Origin of the sequence: Halomicrococcus pelagicus (assembly GCF_051917725.1) — an archaeon.
GTDB lineage: Archaea > Halobacteriota > Halobacteria > Halobacteriales > Haladaptataceae > Halomicrococcus.
The window spans coordinates 376,524-400,095 of sequence record NZ_JBQBLX010000004.1 but is presented as its reverse complement, the minus strand read 5'-3'; the positions used below and the strand labels follow the sequence as shown (position 1 = coordinate 400,095).

General features: G+C 68.4%; 21 protein-coding genes. 16 read left to right on the top strand and 5 right to left on the bottom strand.

Annotation, left to right across the window (positions count from 1 at the left end):
* From ACTF4R_RS13610 to ACTF4R_RS13585, 6 genes are all read left to right on the top strand, one after another.
* A complete protein-coding gene (locus tag ACTF4R_RS13610) occupies positions 1-882 on the top strand; it encodes a branched-chain amino acid ABC transporter permease (RefSeq protein ID WP_440008427.1) in 882 nt (293 codons plus the stop codon).
* Complete coding sequence (locus ACTF4R_RS13605; RefSeq protein ID WP_440008426.1) at positions 879-2,054, top strand: branched-chain amino acid ABC transporter permease; 1,176 nt, start codon at positions 879-881, stop codon at positions 2,052-2,054. Before ACTF4R_RS13610 ends, ACTF4R_RS13605 begins: the two co-directional genes overlap by 4 nt.
* A complete protein-coding gene (locus ACTF4R_RS13600) occupies positions 2,051-2,821 on the top strand; it encodes an ABC transporter ATP-binding protein (RefSeq protein ID WP_440008425.1) in 771 nt (256 codons plus the stop codon). Before ACTF4R_RS13605 ends, ACTF4R_RS13600 begins: the two co-directional genes overlap by 4 nt.
* Positions 2,818-3,561, top strand: a complete 744-nt coding sequence (locus ACTF4R_RS13595; protein ID WP_440008424.1) for an ABC transporter ATP-binding protein — start codon at positions 2,818-2,820, stop codon at positions 3,559-3,561. The genes ACTF4R_RS13600 and ACTF4R_RS13595 overlap by 4 nt, the downstream gene beginning before the upstream one ends.
* Complete coding sequence (locus ACTF4R_RS13590; RefSeq protein ID WP_440008423.1) at positions 3,558-5,246, top strand: long-chain fatty acid--CoA ligase; 1,689 nt, start codon at positions 3,558-3,560, stop codon at positions 5,244-5,246. The genes ACTF4R_RS13595 and ACTF4R_RS13590 overlap by 4 nt, the downstream gene beginning before the upstream one ends.
* Positions 5,247-5,341: 95 nt before the next feature.
* Positions 5,342-7,000, top strand: a complete 1,659-nt coding sequence (locus ACTF4R_RS13585) for an acetate--CoA ligase (RefSeq protein ID WP_440008422.1) — start codon at positions 5,342-5,344, stop codon at positions 6,998-7,000.
* 113 nt (positions 7,001-7,113) lie between these two features.
* On the opposite strand, the gene ACTF4R_RS13580 is transcribed toward ACTF4R_RS13585, so the two are convergent.
* Positions 7,114-7,356, bottom strand: coding sequence for a hypothetical protein (locus tag ACTF4R_RS13580; RefSeq protein WP_440008421.1), 243 nt, complete (start codon positions 7,354-7,356; stop codon positions 7,114-7,116).
* Between the two features lie 203 nt (positions 7,357-7,559).
* On the opposite strand from ACTF4R_RS13580, the gene ACTF4R_RS13575 reads away from it, so the two are divergent.
* The 4 genes from ACTF4R_RS13575 to ACTF4R_RS13560 all read left to right on the top strand — a co-directional run bounded on the left by ACTF4R_RS13575 (position 7,560) and on the right by ACTF4R_RS13560 (position 12,296).
* Complete coding sequence (locus ACTF4R_RS13575; protein ID WP_440008420.1) at positions 7,560-8,027, top strand: nucleotidyltransferase domain-containing protein; 468 nt, start codon at positions 7,560-7,562, stop codon at positions 8,025-8,027.
* A gap of 189 nt (positions 8,028-8,216) precedes the next feature.
* Complete coding sequence (locus ACTF4R_RS13570) at positions 8,217-8,492, top strand: hypothetical protein (protein WP_440008419.1); 276 nt, start codon at positions 8,217-8,219, stop codon at positions 8,490-8,492.
* A gap of 194 nt (positions 8,493-8,686) precedes the next feature.
* Positions 8,687-9,520: an amidohydrolase family protein gene (locus tag ACTF4R_RS13565; protein ID WP_440008418.1), complete on the top strand. Its 834-nt coding sequence runs from the start codon at positions 8,687-8,689 to the stop codon at positions 9,518-9,520.
* Positions 9,521-9,833: 313 nt separating this feature from the next.
* Positions 9,834-12,296, top strand: a complete 2,463-nt coding sequence (locus tag ACTF4R_RS13560; protein WP_440008417.1) for a hypothetical protein — start codon at positions 9,834-9,836, stop codon at positions 12,294-12,296.
* 46 nt (positions 12,297-12,342) lie between these two features.
* Here ACTF4R_RS13560 and ACTF4R_RS13555 read toward each other — a convergent pair whose 3' ends face one another.
* Entirely contained in the window at positions 12,343-13,728 is a 1,386-nt protein-coding gene (locus tag ACTF4R_RS13555; protein ID WP_440008416.1) for a dihydrolipoyl dehydrogenase family protein, read from the bottom strand.
* A gap of 288 nt (positions 13,729-14,016) precedes the next feature.
* Between ACTF4R_RS13555 and ACTF4R_RS13550 the strand changes: the two genes are divergently transcribed.
* On the top strand, positions 14,017-14,163 hold the full coding sequence (locus tag ACTF4R_RS13550) for an FmdB family zinc ribbon protein (protein ID WP_440008415.1): 147 nt from the start codon (positions 14,017-14,019) through the stop codon (positions 14,161-14,163).
* Here ACTF4R_RS13550 and ACTF4R_RS13545 read toward each other — a convergent pair.
* Complete coding sequence (locus ACTF4R_RS13545) at positions 14,133-14,567, bottom strand: DUF192 domain-containing protein (protein WP_440008414.1); 435 nt, start codon at positions 14,565-14,567, stop codon at positions 14,133-14,135. The genes ACTF4R_RS13550 and ACTF4R_RS13545 overlap by 31 nt on opposite strands.
* A 138-nt stretch (positions 14,568-14,705) precedes the next feature.
* On the opposite strand from ACTF4R_RS13545, the gene ACTF4R_RS13540 reads away from it, so the two are divergent.
* The 4 genes from ACTF4R_RS13540 (at position 14,706) to ACTF4R_RS13525 (ending at position 21,347) form a co-directional block, all read left to right on the top strand.
* A complete protein-coding gene (locus ACTF4R_RS13540; protein ID WP_440008413.1) occupies positions 14,706-17,639 on the top strand; it encodes a carboxylesterase family protein in 2,934 nt (977 codons plus the stop codon).
* 244 nt (positions 17,640-17,883) lie between these two features.
* The gene (locus tag ACTF4R_RS13535; protein WP_113276244.1) at positions 17,884-18,195 is read left to right on the top strand and encodes a DdfA family disk-determining factor; all 312 of its coding nucleotides are present in this window, start codon (positions 17,884-17,886) and stop codon (positions 18,193-18,195) included.
* A gap of 423 nt (positions 18,196-18,618) precedes the next feature.
* The gene (locus ACTF4R_RS13530) at positions 18,619-19,638 is read left to right on the top strand and encodes a hypothetical protein (RefSeq protein WP_440008412.1); all 1,020 of its coding nucleotides are present in this window, start codon (positions 18,619-18,621) and stop codon (positions 19,636-19,638) included.
* A complete protein-coding gene (locus ACTF4R_RS13525; RefSeq protein ID WP_440008411.1) occupies positions 19,638-21,347 on the top strand; it encodes a carbamoyltransferase family protein in 1,710 nt (569 codons plus the stop codon). The genes ACTF4R_RS13530 and ACTF4R_RS13525 overlap by 1 nt, the downstream gene beginning before the upstream one ends.
* Here the strand turns inward: ACTF4R_RS13525 and ACTF4R_RS13520 are convergent, their stop codons facing one another.
* Complete coding sequence (locus ACTF4R_RS13520) at positions 21,348-21,704, bottom strand: SHOCT domain-containing protein (RefSeq protein ID WP_440008410.1); 357 nt, start codon at positions 21,702-21,704, stop codon at positions 21,348-21,350.
* A gap of 159 nt (positions 21,705-21,863) precedes the next feature.
* Between ACTF4R_RS13520 and ACTF4R_RS13515 the strand changes: the two genes are divergently transcribed.
* Positions 21,864-23,012, top strand: coding sequence for an MBL fold metallo-hydrolase (locus tag ACTF4R_RS13515; protein WP_440008409.1), 1,149 nt, complete (start codon positions 21,864-21,866; stop codon positions 23,010-23,012).
* A gap of 126 nt (positions 23,013-23,138) precedes the next feature.
* On the opposite strand, the gene ACTF4R_RS13510 is transcribed toward ACTF4R_RS13515, so the two are convergent.
* Complete coding sequence (locus tag ACTF4R_RS13510; protein ID WP_433629910.1) at positions 23,139-23,480, bottom strand: four-helix bundle copper-binding protein; 342 nt, start codon at positions 23,478-23,480, stop codon at positions 23,139-23,141.
* Positions 23,481-23,572: the final 92 nt, after the last annotated feature.

The window sequence follows — 23,572 nt, the reverse complement described above, 5'->3', positions numbered from 1 at the left end:
GTGTGGGAAGTCCCGAGCGCCCTCCCCGTCCGGGGGATACTGACGGGGCTGAGTCTGGGGAGTCGGCTGTTTCTGCTCGCACTCGGCCTGAGCCTCATCTTCGGCGTGCTCGACGTGCTCAACTTCGCCCACGGCGCGCTGTACATGGTCGGCGCGTACGTCACCATCAGCGCCGCGACGAGCGTCCTGGACAACTTCTGGGTCGCGGTGCTCGTGGCCACGCTCGCGGTCGGCGTCCTGGGAGCCGTCATCGAGATGGGAATCATCCGCCGGGTGTACGACCGCGGCCAGCTGGACCAGCTCATCCTGACGTTCGCGCTGGTGCTCATCATCAGCGACCTCACGAGGACCATCTGGGGCGCGGGCTCGTACACGATGGCCCAGCCGGAGCTCCTCCGGTTCAACGTCTCGGTCGGGGGCAGTCCGTACCCGGCCTACCGGTTGTTCATCATCGTCGCCGGGTTCGTGGCGATGGCCGCGTTCTGGTACGTCCTCCAGCGGACCTACGTCGGACAACTGGTCCGGGCGACGTCGAACGACCGCGACATGGCCGCGATGCTGGGCGTCGACGTGCCGCGGCTCTACACCGCGGTGTTCTTCGTCGGGAGCGCCCTCGCGGGGATGGGCGGTGCCCTCGCGGCTCCGCTGCAGGCGGTCACGCCCGGCATGGGCGACCAGGTCATCATCGACGCGTTCGTCGTCGTGGTCATCGGCGGCCTCGGGTCGTTCGTCGGCGCGTTCGTCGGCGCGATGATTCTCGGCCTGCTCCGGAGCACGGGCGTGCTGGTCGTCTCCGGTGCCGGACTGTTCCTGCCGTTCGTCGCCATGATACTGGTGCTGATATTCAAGCCGCAGGGTCTCTTCGGGGGTGATGTGGAGTGAGCACCGAGGCGGTACGCGAGACCGCCTTCGAGTGGACCACCGGTCACGCGCTCGCCACCGCGCTCGTCGGCGCCGCGCTCGTGGTCGCACCGTTCGTCCTGCCGCAGTATCAGGTGTACGTCCTGACCGAGGTGCTGGTGCTCGCCCTGTTCGCGACGGGGTTCAACCTGCTGTACGGCTACACCGGCCTGCTGTCGTTCGGCCACGCGATGTTCTTCGGCGGTGCGGGGTACGGGCTGGCAATCGTTCTCCGGGACGCGGGTCCCGCACTCGGGATGCCGGGGACCTTCGGCGGCGCGGCCCCGCTCGTCGGCCTCGCAGTCGCCGCCGTCGTCGGAATCGCGTTCGCCGTGCTCCTCGCGATTCCGGTCGGCTACCTCAGCGTCCGGCTCGAGGAGATATACTTCGCCATGATCACGCTGTCGTTCAGCATGGCGCTGTACACCCTCGCGCTCAAGAACGTCGGCCAGATAACCAACGGCAGCGACGGCATCACCGTCATCCTCGGCCGCGCCAGCCTGTTCGGGATGCCGCTCGTCCTCTACGACCGGACGACCTACTACTTCCTCGTGCTCGTCGTCTTCGCGCTCTCGATGTACGCGCTCTGGCGCGTCGTCAACTCGCCGTTCGGGATGGTGTGCAAGGCCATCCGGGAGAACCCCGAACGGACGGCCGCGCTCGGCGTGGACGTCAAACGGCATCGCTGGATAGCGTTCGTGCTCTCGGCGGTCTTCAGCGCCATCGCGGGCGTGCTCATCGTTCCGCTGCACAGCGTCGTCGCGCCCGAACTGGTCAACTGGACCACGAGCGCGGAACCGGTCATCATCACGGTGTTCGGCGGTCCGTTCGCGTTCGCCGGGCCGGCGCTCGGGACGGTCGCGTTCCGGTATCTCCGGTGGGCGGTCACCCAGTCGCCGCTGCTGGAGGCACACTGGCAACTGGTGTTCGGGACGCTGGTGCTTGTGGTCGTGCTGTTCTTCAAGCAGGGCGTCTACGGCGGCGTCGCGGCGCTCGGCGACTGGCTCGCCGGTCTGTCGGCGTCCTACCGGGACGACGGCGCGTCGGGCGCGGCCGCGTTCGTCCGGACGTCGGTCGGGAACGCCGCCGACTCGCTTCGCAGGGGGACACGGCAGCGTTCGACCGGCGGCGGGTCGAAGGAGGGGTCGCAGTGACTACCGTCCTCGAAACCCGCAATCTCACGAAGGAGTTCGGAGCGCTCCGGGCGGTCGACGACGTGAGCGTGGCGGTCGACTCCGAGGACGTGACCAGCATCATCGGGCCCAACGGCGCGGGGAAGACCACCTTCTACCACCTGCTGTCGGGGCGGCTCGCGCCGACCGACGGCGAGGTGTTTCTCCGGCCGCGCGCCGGCGAGGGCCTCGAACGAATCACCGGGCTGCCACCCCACGAGATATCGCGGTCGGGGCTGTCGCGGGCGTACCAGATAAACAACAGCTTCGAGGGCCTCACCGTACTGGACAACGTTCGAACCGCTCGCATCAGTGCCGAGGGGCGGAGTCTGGACTTCCGGACCAGAGTCGCCGACGACGAGGCGCTTCGCGAACGGACGCGGGAGGTCCTCGAACTGGTCGACCTGACCGGGATAGCCGAGATGAAGTGCTCGAACCTCTCGCACGGCGACAAACGAAAGGTCGAAATCGGGCTCGCGCTGGCGACCGACCCGTCGGTCATCCTGCTCGACGAGCCGACGGCCGGCATGAACCCCTCCGAGAGCGAGCACATGGTCGACCTGATAGAGCGACTGAACGCCGAGACCGAGACCACGTTCGTGCTGACCGAACACGACATCGAGATGGTGCTGTCCATCTCGGACCGGATTCTGGTGCTCCATCGCGGCGAACTCATCGCCGACGGGACTCCCAGGGAGATAATGGAGGACGAGCAGGTGACCAGCGCCTACCTGGGTGAGAAAGCGTGACCGCGAACCCCGAACCGGTGCTCTCGCTCGACGACGTTCACGCGTACTACGGACACAGCCACGTTCTGCACGGCGTGTCGCTGGACCTCTTCGGCGGCGAGGTCGTCACGCTGCTCGGTCGGAACGGCGCGGGGAAGACGACGACGATGCGGAGCATCGTGGGCGTCGTCCCCCCGCAGCGCGGGTCGGTGGTCTACCGCGGGACGAACATCGTCGGGCGGTCGGTCCACGACATCTCCGAGATGGGCATCAAACTCGTCCCGGAGGACCGCCGGGTGTTCCCGACGCTGACGGTCCACGAGAACCTGAACCTCGCCAGACGGCTGGCGGGCGACCGCGCCGGGAACGTCGAGGAGATGTACGACCTGTTCCCGACGCTCGACGAGTTACGGTCGAACGCGGGACGGAACCTGAGCGGCGGGGAACAGCAGATGCTGTCCGTCGCGCGGGTGCTGGTCCAGAACCCCGACGTGCTGTTGCTGGACGAACCCACGGAGGGGCTCGCACCCGTCATCGTCGAGGACCTGCGCGAGGCGTTCGGCGACGTGGTCTCGGACGACGTGACGATACTGCTGACCGAGCAGAACGTGAAGTTCGCGTTCGACATCGCCGACCGCGGGTACATCATCGACAAGGGCGAGATAGTGTTCGAGGGGTCGGTCGACGAGATTCGGTCGCGAGACCGCCTGCTGGAGGACTACCTCTCCGTTTCGAGTAGCGAACTGCGAGGTGAACCATGAACGAACCCACGGCCCACGCCGGCGACCTCACGCTCCGTCCGTTCTTCTGGCGGGCGACGGAACTGTTCCCCGAGAAGGCGGTCGTCTCCGAGACGCGGGCGGGCCGCCACCGATACACGTACGCCGACTTCGGCGACCGGGTGCGGTCGCTCGCCGCCGGCCTCGACGCCATCGGGGTGACGGAGGGCGACCGCGTCGGCACGTTCGGCTGGAACCACCACCGCCACCTGGAGGCGTACTACGCGGCCCCCCTCATGGGGGCGCAACTCCACACCGTCAACGTCCTGCTCGGGGACGACCACGTCGAACACATCGTGAACGACGCGGCCGACGACGTGCTGCTGGTCGACCCCGGCGACCCCTTCGAGACGGTCGAACGCCTCTGGGACCGGTTCGAGAGCGTCCGGGAGGTGGTGGTGATGAGCGACGACGTGCCCGACACCGACGTTCCCGTTCGCGCCTACGAGGACCTCGTCGCCGGTCACGACGCCGAGTACGAGTGGCCCGACGTCGACGAGGACCAGCGGGCGGGGATGTGTTACTCCTCCGGGACGACGGGGCCGCCGAAGGGCGTCGAGTACACGCACAAGATGATCTACTCCCACGCGCTGATGGTGATGACGCCCGCCGCCATCGGCATCGAGGAGGGCGACGTGGTCATGCCGGTCGTGCCGATGTTCCACGTCAACTCGTGGGAGTTCCCCTACGCGGTGACGATGGCCGGCGCGAAGCAGGTGTATCCCGGCCCGTCGCCGGACGCGGAGACGCTGGTCTCGCTCGTCGAGGACGAGGGGGTCACGCTCACCGCGGGCGTGCCGACGGTCTGGATAGACGTCCTCGACTACCTCGACGACCACGACGCGGACGTCTCCAGCCTGGAACGCATCGTCGTCGGCGGCAGCGCCGCGCCGAAGGGCGTGATGCGCCGGTACGAGGAGGAGTACGACGTCTCCATCGACCACGCCTGGGGCATGACCGAGACGATGAGCATCGGTAGCGTCTCCCGCCCCAAATCCTGGATGGCCGACTGGGACCGCGACGACAAGCTCGACAAGCGCTCCAAGCAGGGCCTGCTGTCGCCCGGCCTGGAGATGAAGGTGGTCGACGACGACGGCGAGGAGGTTCCGTGGGACGGCGACTCGTTCGGCGAACTGTACGTCCGCGGCCCCACGGTCGCCCAGGAGTACTACAACCGCCCCGAAGCGAACGAAGAGGAGTTCGAGGACGTCCCCGCGAGCGACGAGAGCGGGGGGTCGGAAGCGGGTCGCTCTTCCGCACGGTGGCTGAAGACGGGTGACATCGTGACCGTCGACGAGGACGGCTACGTCGAGGTGGTCGACCGCGCCAAGGACGTCATCAAGAGCGGCGGCGAGTGGATATCGAGCATCGACCTCGAGAACGAACTCATCGCCCACGAGGACGTGGTCGAGGCCGCGGTCGTCGCGGTGCCACACGAGCGCTGGCAGGAGCGACCGCTGGCCTGCGTGGTCACCCGCGAGGGCGCGGACGTCGACGGCGAGGGGCTGCGGCGGTTCCTCACCGAGGAGTTCCCCGACTGGTGGCTTCCCGACGACGTCGCGTTCGTCGACGAGGTACCGAAGACGGCGACGGGCAAGTTCGACAAGAAGACGCTGCGAGAGCGGTTCGAAGACCCCGAACTGCGGTGGACGCCCGGCGAGGAGTGACGGCCGCCCCTCGTCGACGCGAACGATGGACGCCGTCCCCGATGTAAGATATATTACGGAAACCGTTAATTTACGATTCGGTCATGTGTCACACGATGTCGCAGCACAATCTCGAAGATTACGACTCCCTGCGCGAGACGTTCGACTGGAACGACGTGTTCGCCGAAGCGGACTGGGACGCACCCGAACGGTTGAACGTCGCCCACGAGACCGTCGACCGCCACGCCGACAATCGCGAGAAAGTCGCACTCTACTGGGTCGGCGAGGACGGCGACCGCGAGACGGTGAGCTTCTGGGAACTGTCGGAGCGTTCGAACCGGTTCGCGAACGTCCTCTCGGACCTGGTCGCGGACGGCGACAGGGTGTTCTCCTACATGCCTCGCATCCCCGAACACTACGTCGCCCTCGTCGGCACGCTCAAGACCGGCGCGGTCTGGGGGAGCATCAACGAACGGTACGGACCGAACGGCATCGCCGACCGCCTCGCCGACTGCGACGCCAAGGTCGTCGTTACGACCGCCGCCAACCGCGATACCGTCGCCAGCGCCCTCGACGACGTCCCCTCCGTCGAACACGTGATCGTCGTCAGCGACGACGGGACCGGCATCCGTCGCGGCGACGTCAGTTACCACGCCGCGATGGCCGACGCCGGCCGCGAGTTCGACGTCGCCGACACGAGCGGCGACGACGACGCACTCCTCTACTACACGAGCGGCACGACCGGCCCGGCGAAGGGCGTCCTCCACGAACACCGGTGGGTCGGCGGCGTCGCGGCCACCCAGCGATACGCCGTCGACCTCCAGGAAGGCGACCTCTACTGGAGCACGGGCGACCTCGGCTGGCTCACGGGGGCCATCAACACCCTCGGCGCGTGGTTCTGGGGAACCAGCCTCTTCGTCTACGAGGGCGAGTTCGACCCGGAGACCTGGGCCGACCTCCTCGACACGTACCCCATCAGCGTCCTCTTCAGCGTCCCGACCGCCTACCGGATGCTCCGCGAGAACGACGACCTCCTCGACGACGTCTCGCTCGACCTCCGGCACGCGCTCTCCATCGGCGAACCGCTGAGCGCCGGCGTCGTCGAGTGGGGCGAACGAACGCTCGGGGTCACCATCCACGACACGTACGGCCAGACCGAGACGGGCAACATGATCATCAACAACTACCCCACGATGGAGGTCCGCCCCGGGAGCATGGGGAAACCCCTGCCGGGCATCGAGGCCGCCGTCGTCGACCCCGACACCGGCGAGCCGCTCGACCCGGGCGAGACGGGCGAGATAGCCCAGCGCGGCGACTACCCCTGCTTCTTCGCGGAGTACTGGGAGCAACCGGAGAAGACCGCGAACTGCTTCGTCGACGACTGGTATCTCTCCGGGGACCTCGGCTACGTCGACGAGGACGGCTACTTCTGGTTCGAAGGCCGCGCCGACGACGTCATCCTGAGCTCCGGCTACCGCATCGGCCCCTTCGAGGTCGAGAGCTCGCTCGGCGAGCACGAGGCCGTCACGGAGGCGGCCGTCGTGCCGAAACCGCACCCCGAGCGCGGCAACATCGTGAAAGCCTACATCGTGCTCTCCGACGGCTACGACCCGTCGGAGGACCTGAAAGAGGACGTCCAGGCGCACGTCAAGTCGGAACTGGCGGCACACGAATACCCCCGCGAAATCGAGTTCGTCGACGAACTCCCCAAGACCGTCACGGGCAAGATTCGCCGGACCGAGCTACGCGACGAGACGGAGGGCGTCGACGAGTAGCGCCGCCCGGGGTTCCGTTCTCGCTCGGGCGTCGATGCTCCCCCGTTCGCTCGACCGAAGCCGGTTCGAACCGGTCGCGACCGGTCGACGCTTCCGGAGTTCGGACGCCGCGGTCATTCGGCTTCTCGTTCGGCGCCGAGGAGCGATTCGCCGCGTGACGTCAGTCGATAGATGGCCTCGCCGCTGACCGGTTCGACGAAGTCGTGTTCCACGAGTCGTTCGAATCGACGCTCGACGTACGTGAGATGGAGTCCGAGACGATTCGCGAGCAGGGGGACGTACTCGGGTTGCGTGCGTTCGAGGGCTGCGAGAATGTCCTGGTCCACCGGTCGCATCCAGTCGGGAGGTTCGGTCATAGTCACCGCAGATGGTTCCTGTTACTTCCCACCACTCTCGTCGGGTCATTAAGCCTTGGCGTGGCTTTCGTGAAAGTTCTCGCGTGCGAACTGGTCTCCGAGGACGGACCGCGTTCGGGCAACTAGCACCGTCGCTCTCGTGTTCGTTCGCGCGAACTCCGGAGGGACACTTATCACGGCGCTCCCGGTACGTCCGGACGAAGATGTCGACGCTCGACGAGCGGTACCTCGACGCCCTTCGGACGCTTTCGACGACGCTCGACGACGACGTCGAATGGGCGGTCACCGGGAGCACCGGCCTCGCGTTGCAAGGCGTTCCCCTGAGTCCGGACGACGTCGACGTGCAGACGACCGGGGGCGGGGTCTACGAGATAGCAGAACGGTTCGCTGAGCAGGTCGTCGACCCCGTCTCGTTCTCCGAATCGGCGGCGATTCGCTCTCACTTCGGAGCGCTCGAACTCGACGGCGTTCGCGTCGAACTCATGGGCGGAGTGCAGAAGCGCCGGGCGGACGGAACGTGGGAACCCCCGGTCGACGTCACCGAGCACCGCGTGTTCGTGGACGCCGGAGGCGTTCGAGTTCCCGTCCTGTCGCTCCGATACGAGGCGGAGGCGTACGAGCGACTGGGACGGTCGGAGCGGGCCGCCCTCCTCTCCGAGCACGTCGAGTGAGTCGCCCGAGCGCGGGAGACGACCACCTCGGAGTCGGCCGTCCGCCGGTGAGCGTCGCGACCGTACCGACCCAGCTCCTCAACGCCCGTCACGCTCGACGGAGTCGCTTAAACGGATTTCAGTAAGACGAGCTACAAAAATGTAATTCAGATTATCATTAAGGTGGTGGGGCTCCTCCGTCTAGACGTGATGAGACGGATTCCGACCCAGCGCCCGGACATCGACCGCGGCCCGAACCCGACGTACAGCCTCGGCCAGACGCTCACGGCGACGGTGGTGGTCGCCGCGGTGGCGGTCGGCGCGATGCTGGCTCTCAGCTACCCGGTCGCCGCCGCCGTGGTCGCGACCGTCGCGATTGCGGCCCGGACCGCCGTTCGGCAGCTCCGCCACGCGCGGGGACGCGAGTCGAGCGGAGACGCCCGGACGGTCTGCATCCCCAACACCGACGTCTGCATCGAGACGTGACGAGCGAACGACGCCGTCCATTACTTTCGGACCCGTGACGACCTGCGGTCCGTTCTCGACGAACTTCCGGGAGAACGCGGCGAGTAGCGACCGGACCCGTCGACGCCGACCTCGTGGGTCTGGCGTTTCGCACGGTCGCCGTCGGCACGCGGACGACCCCACGATTCAAGCGCGTGGCCTCGCAATCGACTCGTATGTCCGTCGCCGGTATCGTCGACGCGCACGTCCACCTCATGCCGCCGCGACTGATGGCGGCGATACGGGAGTCGCTCTCGGGGGAGGCCGGGTGGACCTTCGACCATCCGGTCGAACGGGAGCGGATGGAGGCCGCGCTGCGGTCGGCGGGCGTCGAACGGTACTTCGCGCTCCCGTACGCCCACGAGGCGGGGGTCGCCGAGGAGTTGAACGAGTGGGTGCTCGACGCCGCCGACCGGTCCGACATGGCGGTTCCGTTCGCCACCGTCCACGGTGACGACGACGTCGACGCCGTCGTTCGTCGGGCCTTCGAGGCCGGCGCGCGCGGTCTGAAGTTCCAGTGTCCGGTCCAGGAGTGTGGCCCCGCTGACCCGCGCCTGACGCCGGCGTTCGAACTCGCCGCCGAGTACGACCGTCCGGTGCTGTTTCACGCCGGGACCGCCCCGACGTTCGAGGCGAGTCCGCACGTCGGTGCCGACCAGTTCGCCCGCTTCGTCGACTCCTTCCCCGACGTTCGCGCGTGTGCTGCACACATGGGCGCGTACGAGACGCCCGAGTTCGTCGAGTTCGCACGACGGCACGACCAGGTGTTCCTGGACACGACGATGGCGCTGTCGCCGCGGTCCGAGGAGTTCCTCGGGTTCGACCCGGCGACCGTGACGGACGAGACCCTCTCGTCGCTCGCTCGCTCCATCATGTTCGGGTCCGACTTCCCGAACCTCCCGTACGCCTACGACGACGAACGTCGGGGACTGCTCGACCGCGACCTTCCCGAATCCGCCTATCGGGACATCTTCCGGCGAACCGCGGAACGGTTCCTCGGGGAGCGGTAGCGACGGTCCGACGAGACCGCGGCGCGAAGTCGGCTCTCCGCGGCGACGAGACGCCACCGAATCCGGCGACCGGCGTTCGACGACCGACCGTATCCACCGCGGTAACGGTCGTTACTCCGTCTCGTCGAGAGGTTTCGAACGGGACGCGTCCGAGGGCCCTCGCCTTCTTCGCACCGGTACCGCCGAGTTGCCGGCCCCCGTCGGAGGACTCTCTCCGTTGCCGAGACGTAGCGTGCGATTCGAGCGTCGACGGCTCCGTGAACGGAATTAACGGATTCGTGGCTTGAACGTGTCGCCCCGCGTGACCAGGGGCATGGGTCGACCAGCGACACGTCTGTTCGTCCTCTTGCTCGCCGTCGCTCTCGTCACGAGTGCGGGCGTCGCCACGATGGGAATCGCCGCGACGAACGACCGTTCTCATCGGGCCGACGCGCTCGTGGACCAGCAGACCGGTAGCGACGAGCGGAGCGCGGCGCGCCAGCGTGCCGCCGCGCGAGGCGTTCTCCGGGGTGCCCGACTCGCCGAGTTACAGGGTGCCTCGGTTCCGGACGAGAAGCGGCGTGCCGCGGCACGGGCCGCCGTCCGGGTCGTGAGCCAGAGCCAGCAGGCCAACGTCAGCCAGATTCAGGCCGCCACGCAGGGCGTCGCTCACGGGGTGTTGCTCCAGAGCCAGCGCGCGAACGTCAGCCAGATTCAGGCCGCCACGGCCGGTGCGACGCAGGGCGCACTCACCCAGAGCCAGCGCGCGAACGTCAGCCAGATTCAGGCCGCTTCGTTCGGTGCCGGCCACGGAGCGGTCGCCCAGAGTCAGCGTGCGAGCGTCGAACAGGTCCAGGTCGCTGCCCGGGGCGGTGCGCGCGGCGCCGTCGCCGGCGCGGTCCAGAACCAGCGCGTGACCGTCGCCCAGATTCAGGAGGCGGCGCAGGGCGCGGCGTACGGTGCGGTCGTGCAACGCCAACGGGTCTCGATCGACCAGGTCCAGGCCGGCGCGGTCGGTGCCGCCCGCGGCGTGCTCGTCCAGGGCCAGCGAGCCGACCCCAAACAGGTGCAGGCGGCGGCGATGGGCGCGGCCCGGGGAAGCGTCGTCCAGCGCCAGCGGGTGACGGTCGAACAGGTGCAGGCGGCGGCCCGCGGCGCTGCGACCGGGGCGATATCGCAGAGCCAGCGCGTGTCGGTCCGACAGCTCCAGTTCGCGGCGTTCGGCGCGGCGAGCGGGGCGCTCGTCCAGCGCCAGGACGTGACCGTCGAACAGGTGCAGGCGGCGTCGCAGGGCGCGGCCCGCGGCGTACTGACGGTCGTCCAGGTTCAGGTCGTCACCGTCGTCCAGATTCAGGTCGCCGCCCGGGGGAGCGCGCGAGGGGCAGTCGTCGGCGCGGTCCAGAAGCAGGTGGTGAACGTCGAGCAGGTGCAGGCCGCCGCCGCGGGGGCGGCCCAGGGCGGCGTCACGCAGGTGCAGGTCGTCGACGTCCGCCAGGTGCAGGCGGCGACCGTCGGCGCCGCCGTCGGCGCGCTCTCCCAGACCCAGCGGGCCAGCGTCAGCCAGATTCAGGCCGCCGCGCGCGGAGCGTCGAGCGGCGGCGTCCGCCAGCGCCAGGACGTGACGGTCGAGCAGATGCAGTCGGCGACGCTGGGCGCCGCTCGCGGCGCGACCCTGGCAGCGGTCGAACGAGACGTGACCGACGAGCGCCGCATCAGGGGTGCGGCCCGCGACGGCGTGTTCGCTTCGACCGGCCTCGTCGCCCAGGATCCGGACGTCGAACCGGCCCGGATGGCCGACGTGGCCCGCCAGGAGGCGTCGGACTTCGAGGACGTCGTGACGACGACCACCGCACCGACGCGAACGACCGAGACCGTGGCGGTGACGCCGCCGCCGCCCGCCGAAACGCCGACGACCGAGACGACCACGACGACTGCGACCACGACCACGGCGACGACCACTACGGAGACCACGACGACCGCGACGACGGCGCTTCTCCCGCCGCCGGCGGCCCCCACGACCGTCGCGCCGCCGAACGAGACGACCGGCACCGTCGAACTGTTCCCGAACGCGACGACCGGCACGGTCGACCTCTTCCCGAACGACACCGCGACCGGAACCCCGACGGTCGCCCCGCCGACGCCCGGTGGTACTCCCGCACCGGGGGAGACGACCACGCCCGCCGGGCCCGGGACCGCGAACCTGACGCTGCCCCCGCTCACGACGCCGGGGCCGGGTACGGCGAACGTCACGACCCCTCCGGGGACCACGACCGCCGCGGAGACGTTCGAGGCGAACCTCACCTGCACGCAGGTCTGGTTCAACACGACGAACCGGAGCCAGTACCGCTTGCAGGCGGTCGTCGTCGACCCGGCCGACACCGATGACCAGCGGTTGGTGACGCAGGACGTCGCCCCGGAGGACTTCGCTACCTCGCCGGACGACCCCGACCTGTGGACGTGGACGAACACGACGACCGACCTCGGTCTGGAGGGGTACGTCTTCGTGAACGCGTCGGTGTTCGACGCTACCGGCGAGGAGGTGGCCGCAGTCGAACAGGACGACATCGACGGATGTCTGGCCCGACAGACGACGACCCGAGGGGAGCCGACGCCCGGCGAGACGACCGAGGACGTCGGAACGACCGGGGAGACCGCGGGTCGAGCGACGACCGGCCAGGAGACGCTCCAGCCGACCGCGACCACCGCCGCGGAATCGGAAACGAGTCCGTTCGTCGGCGTGGCGATACTCGCCGTCGGCGCGCTCGTCGGCACGTCCGTCCTCCGCTTCAGGCGGTGACGTCCCTCTCGGGCCCGTCGCCGTCCGGCCCGGACGCGACGAACGCTCAGATGCCGGTTACCTCCATCCCTTCGGCGTCCCGGAACGCGCCCTGGACGACCTCCGAGAGGGCCGGATGGACGTGAATCGTCTCGGCGATGCGTTCGGCGTCGGCGCCGGCCGCCACGGCGGTGCTCACCTCGTGGACGAGCGTGGAGGCGTTCGGCCCGACGACGTGACAGCCGAGCACGTCGCCGTCGGGGGCGACGAGGACTTTCACCAGGCCGACGTCCGACCGGAGCGCCGACCCGAGGACGGTGTCGTCGTACTCGCAGCGGCCGACCTCGTACTCGCCGTCGAGTTCCGACTCGGTCTTCCCGAGGCTGGCGACCTGTGGCGCCCCGAACACGGCGTGGGCCATCCCGGGGTACTCGACCTCGCGGTGGTTCCCCCTGACGGCGTTCTCGATGGCGAACTCGGCCTCCTTGTCGCCGGAGTGCTTGAACATGTAGTTGCCCGCGATGTCGCCGATGGCCCAGACCCCGTCGGCGGAGGTCCGGAGGTACTCGTCCGTCTCGACGAACCCCTTCTCGTCGGTCTCGATGCCGGCCGCCGCGACGTTCCAGCTATCGGAGTTGGGCCGGCGGCCGGTCGCCAGCAGTAGTTCGTCGCCGCGAACCTCGACCTCGTCGCCGTCGTCCGTCTCGGCGGTGACGACCGTCTCGTCGCCGTCCCGGGCGAGCGCCGTCGCCGAGTGGCCGAGGTAGAGTTCGTGGTCGTCGGCGTAGGCGTCGGTCAGGCGCTCGGCGATCTCGCGGTCCTCGCGCGAGAGGAGCACGTCGCTCCGGCCCACGATGGCCACCTCGGCCCCCATCTCGCCGAAGAAGTAGCCCATCTCGACCGCGATGTAGCCGCCGCCGCCGACGACCAGTCGGTCGGGGAGGTCCCGCAGGCGCATGGCCTCGGCGCTCGTGAGGAACTCGACGTCGTCGGTGCCGTCGATGGCGTCCGGAACCGTCGGTCGGGACCCGCCGGCGAGGACGACCCTGTCGGCGGTGACGCGCTCCTCGCCGCCGTCGGCGTCGACCGCGACGGTTCGCTCGTCGACGAACCGACCCTCCGCCTGGTAGAACGTGACGTTGTCGTCCTCGCGGGCGTCGGCGGCCTTCGACTCGGCCTGTTCGGTGACGTCCCCGATGACGTCGTCGACGATGTCGGCGAAGCGGACGCCGTCGAGCGAGGCGTCGACCCCGAACGCCGACGCCTCGCGGACGGTCCGGACGACGTCGGCCCGGTGGATTAACTGTTTCGACGGGTTGCACCCGCGGTTGAGACACGTACCGCCGAGGCCGTCCGCCTCGACGATGGCGACGTCGAGTCCCTCCCCGGCCGCCGCCGAGGCCACGACGTTTCCCGTTCCGCCGCCGAGGACGAGCAGGTCGAACTCTGGCATCGCTGGCAGTACGTCCGGGGAAGGCAAGAAGTTCCTCGCCGACTCCGCACTCGCCACGCGGACGCGAGTCGCTCTGGTTCGACGTAGTGCTCGTCGTCCTCCCATCTCCAGGGCGACGCCCACCGCTACGGAAGACGGGCGGACGGTCGGGAGGATTCCGCTGGAGTACCGACCGCTCCGCGACGGCACGAAAGCGACGAAGCGGTCCGGAACCGGCGTCACGGTCGCCCGTTTCACTTCCGCTCCGGTCTGGTGACCTATATACTCCTGACTTCCGAACCGGCGACCATGGGACTGATGAGTCGACTCGGCGTCGGGGCTTCCGACGACGCCCCGCCGTACGAGTGCAAGGGATGTGGCAGTAACTTCGACGTGCAGTACCAGGTGTGCCCCGAATGCGGAAGCTACGCCGTCGAACGCGTCGACTGGGACTGAACGACCACCTCGTCGCCGACGGCGACCTCTTCTGCCGCTCCTTCCGGTAGTTCGACCACCACCTCGCCCGCTCCCCGCGCGGCGTCTCGCCACGCGCCGAGGTGCGCGACCCGCGTCACCCGCCCGTCGACGGTCCAGACGACGTCGAGCGCGAACGGCGTGCCGACGGTCGTCGCGCGCCGGTCGGTCACGGTCTCGAACGCGAACGCCAGTCCGTGGTCGTCCCGGCGGTAGAGTCGCGCCAGCGCTCCCGCCCGGTCGTGGAGGGTCGCCGGGTCGCCGGCGCGCCGGACGTACTCGGCGCTTCCGGCCAGCGTCCGGTCGGCGTCGCTCCCGGCACCCGCGCCGCTCGCCGTCGGTCGGTGGACGACGCACCACTCGGCGTCCCGGCTCCGTTCGTCCATGCCGTCGCGTCGTCGGCCGGTGACTCCACTGTTACGGACCCTCGGTTGCACTGGAAGAAGCATCGAGGCGACATCATTGTAAAGTATAGTATCTGTTCGCAAAGATTTATGCTGTAAGTATAGTATAACTAATATGCGATGGACGATACCAACCAGCACGTCGTAGAGTCGGAACTGACTCGTCGCGCGTTCGCGCAATCGATGGCGGGCGCGGCGGCAGTGGCGGCGGTCGGGCCCGCGGCGGCCGACGAGGACGGGACGACGAGTGCCAGGACGGCGGACGTGACCCCCGTCGACGCCGCGTTCACGCCGTCGGAGTGGGACGTCGTGGGACCGTTTCAGTACCAGCGACGCGGGGTCGAGACCGGGTGGCTGTTCCCCGAGGGCGGCGAGTCGGCGTACGCGACGGGCGAGCGGACGCCCGGCGACGACCAGCGGTTCCAGTCGGCGTTCGCGGGCGGGGCGACCGTCACCTGGAAGCGCGCCTCGCTGGGCAGCGGCGAGTCATCCGTCCCGCTCGACTTCTCGGAGCACATCGACCCGACGGACGGCGAACTGACGCCGCTGACGGGCGCGCCGGGCCTGTTCGACGACTTCCAGGACTGGTTCGGCGTGGGCGGCGTCCTCTACGGCAAGGGGTACGCCGTCGCTGCGTTCGAGATGTCGGAGCGGCGGCGCGCGGTAATCGAGACAGACGCCTCCGTCGCGTGGCTCAACGGTCGGCGCTACGAGGAACCGCCGGCGGGCGTCGTTCTGGAGGCGGGGACGAACTACCTCCTGCTGAAGAACACCGTCGTCTTCGGCAGCGGTTCGGTCTCGGTCTCGTTCCGCCCGCCGCGCGCCCCGGTCGAGGTGAACGAACTCGCCTCGTTCCGCGGCACGCCCCAGAACGTCATCGTGCCGGACCTGCGCGTCGGCGAGACGACCGACCGTCCCGCCTCCGTCCGGGTGACGAACACGACGGGCGAGGAACGCTCGCCGACGCTGACGTTCGCGCCAGACAGCGACCTCGTCGAAGAGCGGACCGTCACGGTCGACCCCCCGCTGGCACCGTTCGAGACGCGACGCGTCAACACCCGCCTCGCGACGACGAAACCGGTGCCGAAACGGGGGGCGAGCGCCGCGGGCGTCGAACGGTCGGAGTCGGTTCCCGGCCTGGCGATGACCAGCACGGCGGCCGCCGAGGTGGGTCGGAGCGAGGCGGTCGCGAACGCCGCCGAGCGGTCCGACGGTGGTTCGTTCGCCGTCCGGGCCGCGAGCGCTGGGGTGCGAGCGGTGGTCGCGGCGGGCGGCGCGACCGACGAGCGAGCCGTGCCTCTCCGCATCCGGACGCCCGAGGAGACGCGCTGGCAGACGACGTTCGTCTCCCGACACGACGGGAGCGTCCAGGAGTTCTCGATCCGGGAACCGAGCGGGTCGTCGGGGCCGTACGACCTGATAGTCTCGCTGCACGGTGCGAACGTCCCCTCCATCAACATGGCGGGCGCGAACGTCCAGCGCGAGGACGCCTACGTCGTCGCGCCCGGTGCGCGTGGCCCGGTCAACTACGACCACGAGGACCTCGGCCGACTCGACGACCTCGAAGCCATCCGGGAGATGAAAGAGCGCTTCGACGTCGACGAGGACGGCGTCTACCTGACGGGTCACTCGATGGGCGGCCACGGCACCTGGCACGTCGGCCTGACGAACCCCGACCGGTTCGCCGGTCTCGCGCCCTCCGCGGGGTGGACCGACCACGAGACGTACATCACCACCACGTACAACCGGGACGAACTCCACACGTTCCCGCGGCTGAAGGCGGTCAAGGAGACGGCGCTCCAGAAGAACCTCGCGCTCCCGAAGACCCGGAACGCCGCCGACGGAACCCTCCCCGTCTTCGCGCTCCACGGCGGTCAGGACACCGCCGTCCCGACGATGCATCCCCGGACCTACCTGCGAGCGCTGGCGAACCGCGGCCTCTCGGTGCGAGGCGAAGTCGGGGAACGCTACTCGACGCCCGACCCCGACGCCGTGGACGTCGCGTTCCTCGAAGTCCCCGGCATGTCCCACTGGTGGGACGCCGGCATCGGCGAGGGAACCGACTGCGTGAACCATCCGGACCTCCGGACCTTCCTCCGTTCGACGAGCCGCGACCCCTACCCCGAACACGTCCACTTCTTCACGACGAACCTGCGCGTCGAACACCGGAAGTACTGGGTCGCGGTCCACGACCAGGAGACGGTCCACGCGCCGACGAAGGTGGACGCCCGGGTGACGGGCGACGGCCTCGAAATCCGGGCGGAGAACGTCGCCGTCCTCTCGATCGACCCTCGCGTCTTCCGGGAAGCCGGCGTCCGCGTCCGCGGTCGGCCGACCGCGACCGTGAACGGCGACCGAATCCGGTTGCCGGGCAAGGGCGGCCGCAAGCGCGTCTACCTCGACCTCCGGGGTGAACCGTCGGCGTCCCGGACCGAACCGGACTGGCCGGCGATACGCAAGTCGCCCGACCGGTACGGCCCGCTGACGGAGGTCCACCACGACCCCTACTACCTCGTCTACGGCACGCAGGGCGACGACGGCGAGACGGCCACGAATCGGAACCTCGCCAACGTCCGTTCCCAGCGCCTCGTCCAGCGCGCCCGGGCACAGGCGACCGTCGTCCCGGACACCGCCGTGGACGACGCGCTGATGGCCGAGCACAACCTCGTGCTGTTCGGCCGGCCGTCCTCGAACGCGGTGTACCGGCGCCTCGCGGACGGCTTCCCGGTCGAGGTGGGCGACGGTCGGGCAGCGGTCGGCGACCGCGAGTACTCGGGCGACCTCGGCGTCGAGTTCGTCTATCCGAACCCCGAGCATCCGGACAACCTCGTGCAGGTCGACACCGGCACGTCGCTTGCCGGCGTGCGGTTGACCCGCGTCCGTAACTGGATTCCGACGCAGAAGGCGACGGCGGACTACGCCATCTACGACGACTCGGTCCGGTACCAGCGCTGGAACGCCTGCCGCGCCGCCGGCTTCTTCGACGGCGAGTGGAACGTCGACCCGGAACTGGGGTACCTCCGGCCGAACGCGGTCGCCGACGGCGACGACTGAACGGTAGTCACACGCTCCGAGCGTGGAGAAATCTCGCGTCGCGGCCGACGGTCCCCGCCCGGGCGAGCGCGAGAACGCAAGACGGCGTGGCGTAAGACGTCCCTCCGACCGCCACTCCCACCCCGTCCCCCGTTTCGACGACGGTCTGTCTGACGGATACAGGTCTTATGTCTGACAGGGATTTATAGAATTTCAGGTGGTATCCAGTGTGTAGCAGACCCCCGTGTCGTACGGGACGATTCCCATGAGCAAGACAGACAAGAACGCGTGGAGTGCGGGCCCCCGATCGGGAACGTACCACACGCAACACGACTGGGACGAGAGCGAGCCGCTCAGTACGACGGTCATGACCGCAGTCGCCGAAGCGATGGACGAAGACCCCACCGAGATGGACCCGCTGTACGATCGGTTCGACCCCGACGCCCTCGACTGCCTGTTCCGCCCGATGGCGGACGGCGTTCCGCCGGCAGGTGGACACGTCTCGTTCACGTTCAAGGGGTATCGCGTGTTCATCCAGAGCGACGGACACATCGCCATCCACCCGCCAGAGAACTGAGTCGGCTCCGTCGTCCGACTCGCGGTCGGGTGGCCACCGTGCCGAACGCGAACGGCGCCGTTCGCGTCGCGCTCTCGTCCGGCGCTCCGGTACGGCGTCGGTCGGCGAATCGCCGTCCCGAAGGAACGACGACGGTAAGGTACGGAATCGCTCGCACCGGCGACTGACGAGCTAGGTGCCTGCGACCCGACGGAGTCCGTCGACCGCGACGCCCCGAACGGCATCACGCGCCGGTACCCCGTGCTTACCAGATAGGACTTAAAAGGCAGTCGCGACTTCTCGTCCTGAGAACGCGCCTCTCGTTCTATAATCCTCCCCTGAGCACGGACACGTACGGCACGCCAGACGACTGCCGTCGACTATCCACGACGTCGAACGCCGGCGTCGACAGTACCCGACGTTCGTTTCGACTCTCTACCAAACATGGTTTCCGAACGACGTACACGACGCGCTATCCTCGGTAGCACCGCAGCGACGCTCGCCAGTCTCGCCGGCTGTGCCGGACTGGGAGACGAATCGAACCCCTCCACGACGAGCCGAACGACCAGTCGTACCACGACGAGAACGACGACGCGCACGACGGAGCGGACGACGACCGAGACGACGGAACAGACGACGACCGAGACGACCTCGGAGGAGGAACCGGGGTACATCGACTATCACTGGCACGGTCAGCTATTCTTCGACATCGACGGCGAACTCGTCGACTTCGACCGGCCGAAGTACTACCTCGACAACATCGAACAGCAGCGCCCCGAGACGGTGTACTTCCACTTCCACGACTCCGCGCACGGTCCCAACGAGTGGAGCAACGAGAAGGAGGTCGTCACGTTCGCGCGCGGCCTGAACCTCCTGCCGGGCATCTCGTATTCGAAGCGCGGCGGCGACCACGTCGTCGAGTACGAGGGAACGACGTACCACGGCGGCCAGTCCGGTACCGAAGTGTCGATTCACGAAGGCACCGAGAATATCGATCCGACCCGGCACGAGGTCGCACACGACGACCAGTACTGGGTCAGCGTCTCGACCGGCGACTCCTCGAACGGCGGGGCGTCCCGGTCCGGGAAGATGATGTTCGACGTGAACAACCGTCGGCTGGACTTCTCGGCGTCGAAGTACCGTCGCGCTGGGACGAAGCGGTTCCAGTTCCAGGACAGCGACCCGCCGTACTTCCGGTGGACCAGCGACGGCGACCCGATCACGCTCGCGGAGGTGTTCGAGCAGCTACCGGACATCACGTACCGGAACGACGACGGTCACGTCGTCCGATACGCCGGTGGTGGCGACCACGACGGCACCTATCGGGAGCGCGACCGGGGAACGAACATCGTCGTCCGCCAGCGGGCGACCCCGGTCGACCCGACGTCGTACGAACTGCAGGACGGCGACGTCATCTGGGTGTACGTTCACGCGCCCGACAAAGCGCCGGAGAACGAACACTGATGAGGTACGCGCTCTCGTTCAAGCCGGCGACCGGACTGTACGGCCAACACGACCCGAGCGCGGTCCTGTTCGAGGACGGCGAGGCCGTCTTCGGTATCGAAGAGGAACGACTCACCCGGGACAAACACGCGTCCGACACGTTCCCCGAGCGGGCTATTCGCACCTGCCTCGACTACCGCGACCTCGAACTCTCGGACGTCGACCGAGTGTTGCTCCCGTACGACCCGCAACTTCGCTCGAACATCCTCCCGCACTACCTCCGCGACGCCGTGGAAGCCGGCAGCGTCGTCAGGACGCTGTCGGCGCTCGAGGACACCGTCGTCACGCAGTTCCGGAGTCGGTTCGCGCCGACCCGGAAAGTCCGGAACAGACTGGCCGACGTAGGCACGCCGGTGCCGTCGGTCGAGACGCGGTCCCACCACGCCTGTCACGCCGCCAGCGCGTTCCATCCGTCCGGGTTCGACGAGGCGCTCGTGCTCACCGTCGACGCGAAGGGGGAGTACGACTCGACGGTCGTCTGGCGCGGCACCCCGAACGGCCTCTCGCGGGTGCGAACGTACGAACACCCCAACAGCCTCGGCCTCTTTTTCGCCGCCATCACCGAGTACCTCGGGTACCGCATGTTCAACGGCGAGGGGAAGGTGATGGGTCTCGCGCCGTACGGCGAGGACAACGCCGAGATAGAGACGGCGCTGCGCGAACTGGTCACGACCGGGGTGGACTACGACGTGACGGCGTTGACCAAACGCTGGGGGACCGGCCACGGCGTCCGCAAGCTCGAGGAGACGTTCGGCCGCCCTCGCAACGACACGCCCGGCGAGTTCGACCAGTGGGAGAAAGACCTCGCGTACGTCGCCCAGAAGCTCCTCGAAGAGACCGTCGTCGACATCGCGGAGACGTACGCGACGGCGCTCGGCGTCGACGACCTCGCGGTCGCGGGTGGCGTCGCGCTCAACTGCAAGATGAACCAGCGGTTCCGGGAGTCGAACGGTATCGAGAACGTCTTCGTCCAGCCGGTCGCACACGACGCGGGGCTGGCCCTCGGCGCGGGCTGGCTCGACCAGCGCCCCGCAGACGTGGCGCCGATGACGGACGTCTACCTCGGCTCCGAGTACGACACGGACGAGGTCGTCGACCTGCTGGAGACGAACAAGGTCGGGTACGAGCGCCCGGACGACCTCGAACGCCACGTGGCCGAGCGTCTCGCGGACGGCGACATCGTCGGCTGGTTCCAGGGCCGCATGGAGATGGGACCGCGCGCGCTCGGGGCCCGGAGCATCCTCGCCGACCCGCGGACCATCGACTCCCGCGACCGCGTTAACGAGTTCGTCAAGCATCGCGAGGAGTGGCGACCGTTCGCCCCGTCGATGCTCGAATCGGCGGCAGGGACGTACCTAGAGGACGCGGAACCGGCTCCGTTCATGATACAGGCGTTCGACGTGGAACCGGACGCCACCGACGACTTGGCGGCCGTCCTTCATCCGGCGGACGATTCGACGAGACCGCAGACGGTTCGCGAGGACCAGCATCCACGATACCACCGCCTCATCTCGGAGTTCGAGGACATCACGGGCGTTCCTGTCGTGCTCAACACTTCGTTCAACGACCACGCCGAACCCATCGTCGAATCGCCGACCCAGGCGCTCAAGGACTTCTTCGGGATGGGGCTGGACGTGCTCGTAGTCGAAGACTGCGTGGTGGAGAAGTAATCAGTCCCGGTCGCGTCTGAGTCGCCGCTGTCGGCTCTCGAACTCTTCCTCGGAGATGTCGCCGCGCGCGTAGGCCATCCGGAGTTCCTCCAGGGCAGGGTCGGCGCGTCGCCCGCCGCTCTCTCCGGCCGCGAGCAGGCGGTAGACGGCGTATCCGACGGCCAGGAGGACGAGAACGGCGACGAGCGCCATCGCCCAGCCCCACAGCGGCGTTCGACCGCCGTACCCCGGACCCATCATCCAGCCACCCATCATCGGGAACGCGACGACCATCATCACCACCGGCAACAGGAGCAGGAGGGCGAACAGGACGAGCACGACCCGCAGCACGGAATCGGTCTGGTCTCTCGTGGCCATATCCCGAACGACTACCTCCAGACGATTAGCCGTTGTGTCTCCACGCTGACCCTCTCGCCGACGATATCGTCCGCCTCGTCCGTCGGCCCCGCTCGAAATGCAGAGCCGCAAAAATCGGTTTACGTCTGAACCGCTAAACGGTCTTGTAGGGACACTCCAATGGTAGAGCAAATATCCGCGAACGAACTGGCGGACTGGATCGACGAGGAACGGGAGTTCACGCTCATCGACACGCGTCCGGAGGACAGCTACGAGGCGTGGCACGTCCGCGGGGCCGAGAACGTCCCCTTCGACCCACGCGAGGGGCTGAGCGAGGAGGACGCCGAGCGGGTGAAGGCGCTCGTCGACTCCGGGCCCGTCGTGACGATGTGCGGCAAGGGGCTGACGTCGACGCCGTTCGGGTTCGAACTCGACCAGCGAGGATACGACGACGTGACGGTCGTCAAGGGCGGTATGGAGGACTGGAGCAAGGTGTACGAGGTCGTCCCGGTCGAGACCCGCGACGACGACCTGGTCGTCCTGCAGTTCCAGCGCCGCGCGAAGGGCTGTCTCGGCTACCTCGTCGGCTCGAAGAGCGCGGGCGAGGCGGCCGTCGTGGACGCGACGCGCCAGACCGACGTGTTCGAGGTCGCTGCCGCGGAACACGGCCTGACCATCACCCACGTCCTCGACACCCACGTCCACGCCGACCACATCTCCGGGAGTCCCGGACTCGCCGACGCGCTCTCCGTCCCCTACCACCTCGGCCGGCAGGCCGCCGAGCGCGGCGTCGAGTACGACTACGAACCGCTGGCCGACGGCGACACCCTGGAACTCGGCGACGTCGAGGTCGAGGCGCTGCACGCGCCCGGTCACACCTCCGAGATGATGAACTACGTCGTCGACGACGAGTTCGTCCTCACGGGCGACACCCTGTTCGTCGACTCCGTGGGCCGCACCGAACTCCAGTTCGGCGAGGCGGACGCCGCCCGCGGCGCGGAACTGCTGTACGAGACGCTCCACGAGACGCTGGGCGACCTTCCGGACGACGCGACGGTGCTCCCCGGCCACCTCACCGTCACCGCCGACGGACGCTACGAGAACGGCGAACCCGGCGTGGCGGTGGCGGCGACGCTGGGCGACCTCTTCGATGGTCTCGACCTGCTCCAGCTGGACGAGGCGGCGTTCGTCGACCGGCTGTCCAGCGACCCGCCCGAGAAGCCGTCGAACTACGAGACGGTCATCGACGTGAACCGGGGCGTCGAGCACGTCGACGGCGAGCGGGAGGCGACGGAACTGGAGATGGGCCCGAACAACTGCGCCGCCTGACGACGGCGCGCGACGAGTCGCGCCGTCTCCGGTTCGGCACTTCCGCGGAGACGCCGTCGCTCGTCCGAGTCTCGCATCGGCGAAGAATGGAGGGACCGAACCTGACTGCTGGGGGGTGCCTGCGCTCTACGCCATCATGTTCCGACAGGACTCGGCGCACTCCGAGAGGACCTCTGCACAGGTCTGGCAGTGGTCGGCGTCATGGCGCGAACACTCCTCGGCGCACTCCTCACAGGCTCCAGCACAGACTTCCGCGAGTTCCTCGCTGTAGTTGGAGTTTCGCGCCATGAACCGGGCGTGCGTGCTGGCGATATCGGCGACGTCCCGGCAGAGCCGGATGCACTTCGCCATCTCCTCGCCCTCGTCGGCGCACTGGTCGGCGCAGTACTCCGCGGCCTGCACGGCTTCGAAGCAGTTGTCGATGCACTGGTCCGCTTCGTCTCCCACGTCGAGTTCACTGAGTGCCATTGCGTTTCAACAGAGGGCGGTGACGTTTTTTTCCGTTCGGGCTAACGTTGTTCGACCTGCCGACCTCGCTGGTCCCGTCTTCCCCGCCGCAG

Bases quoted from the DNA above. Each gene is read 5' to 3' on its own strand.
- ACTF4R_RS13540 (WP_440008413.1), top strand. From the start codon at position 14,706: ATGGACGATACCAACCAGCACGTCGTAGAGTCGGAACTGACTCGTCGC.
- ACTF4R_RS13580 (WP_440008421.1), bottom strand. From the start codon at position 7,356: ATGACCGAACCTCCCGACTGGATGCGACCGGTGGACCAGGACATTCTC.
- ACTF4R_RS13515 (WP_440008409.1), top strand. From the start codon at position 21,864: ATGGTAGAGCAAATATCCGCGAACGAACTGGCGGACTGGATCGACGAG.
- ACTF4R_RS13575 (WP_440008420.1), top strand. From the start codon at position 7,560: ATGTCGACGCTCGACGAGCGGTACCTCGACGCCCTTCGGACGCTTTCG.
- ACTF4R_RS13585 (WP_440008422.1), top strand. From the start codon at position 5,342: ATGTCGCAGCACAATCTCGAAGATTACGACTCCCTGCGCGAGACGTTC.
- ACTF4R_RS13555 (WP_440008416.1), bottom strand. From the start codon at position 13,728: ATGCCAGAGTTCGACCTGCTCGTCCTCGGCGGCGGAACGGGAAACGTC.
- ACTF4R_RS13550 (WP_440008415.1), top strand. From the start codon at position 14,017: ATGGGACTGATGAGTCGACTCGGCGTCGGGGCTTCCGACGACGCCCCG.
- ACTF4R_RS13545 (WP_440008414.1), bottom strand. From the start codon at position 14,567: ATGGACGAACGGAGCCGGGACGCCGAGTGGTGCGTCGTCCACCGACCG.
- ACTF4R_RS13530 (WP_440008412.1), top strand. From the start codon at position 18,619: ATGGTTTCCGAACGACGTACACGACGCGCTATCCTCGGTAGCACCGCA.
- ACTF4R_RS13510 (WP_433629910.1), bottom strand. From the start codon at position 23,480: ATGGCACTCAGTGAACTCGACGTGGGAGACGAAGCGGACCAGTGCATC.
- ACTF4R_RS13560 (WP_440008417.1), top strand. From the start codon at position 9,834: ATGGGTCGACCAGCGACACGTCTGTTCGTCCTCTTGCTCGCCGTCGCT.
- ACTF4R_RS13520 (WP_440008410.1), bottom strand. From the start codon at position 21,704: ATGGCCACGAGAGACCAGACCGATTCCGTGCTGCGGGTCGTGCTCGTC.
- ACTF4R_RS13590 (WP_440008423.1), top strand. From the start codon at position 3,558: ATGAACGAACCCACGGCCCACGCCGGCGACCTCACGCTCCGTCCGTTC.
- ACTF4R_RS13535 (WP_113276244.1), top strand. From the start codon at position 17,884: ATGAGCAAGACAGACAAGAACGCGTGGAGTGCGGGCCCCCGATCGGGA.
- ACTF4R_RS13570 (WP_440008419.1), top strand. From the start codon at position 8,217: ATGAGACGGATTCCGACCCAGCGCCCGGACATCGACCGCGGCCCGAAC.
- ACTF4R_RS13525 (WP_440008411.1), top strand. From the start codon at position 19,638: ATGAGGTACGCGCTCTCGTTCAAGCCGGCGACCGGACTGTACGGCCAA.
- ACTF4R_RS13565 (WP_440008418.1), top strand. From the start codon at position 8,687: ATGTCCGTCGCCGGTATCGTCGACGCGCACGTCCACCTCATGCCGCCG.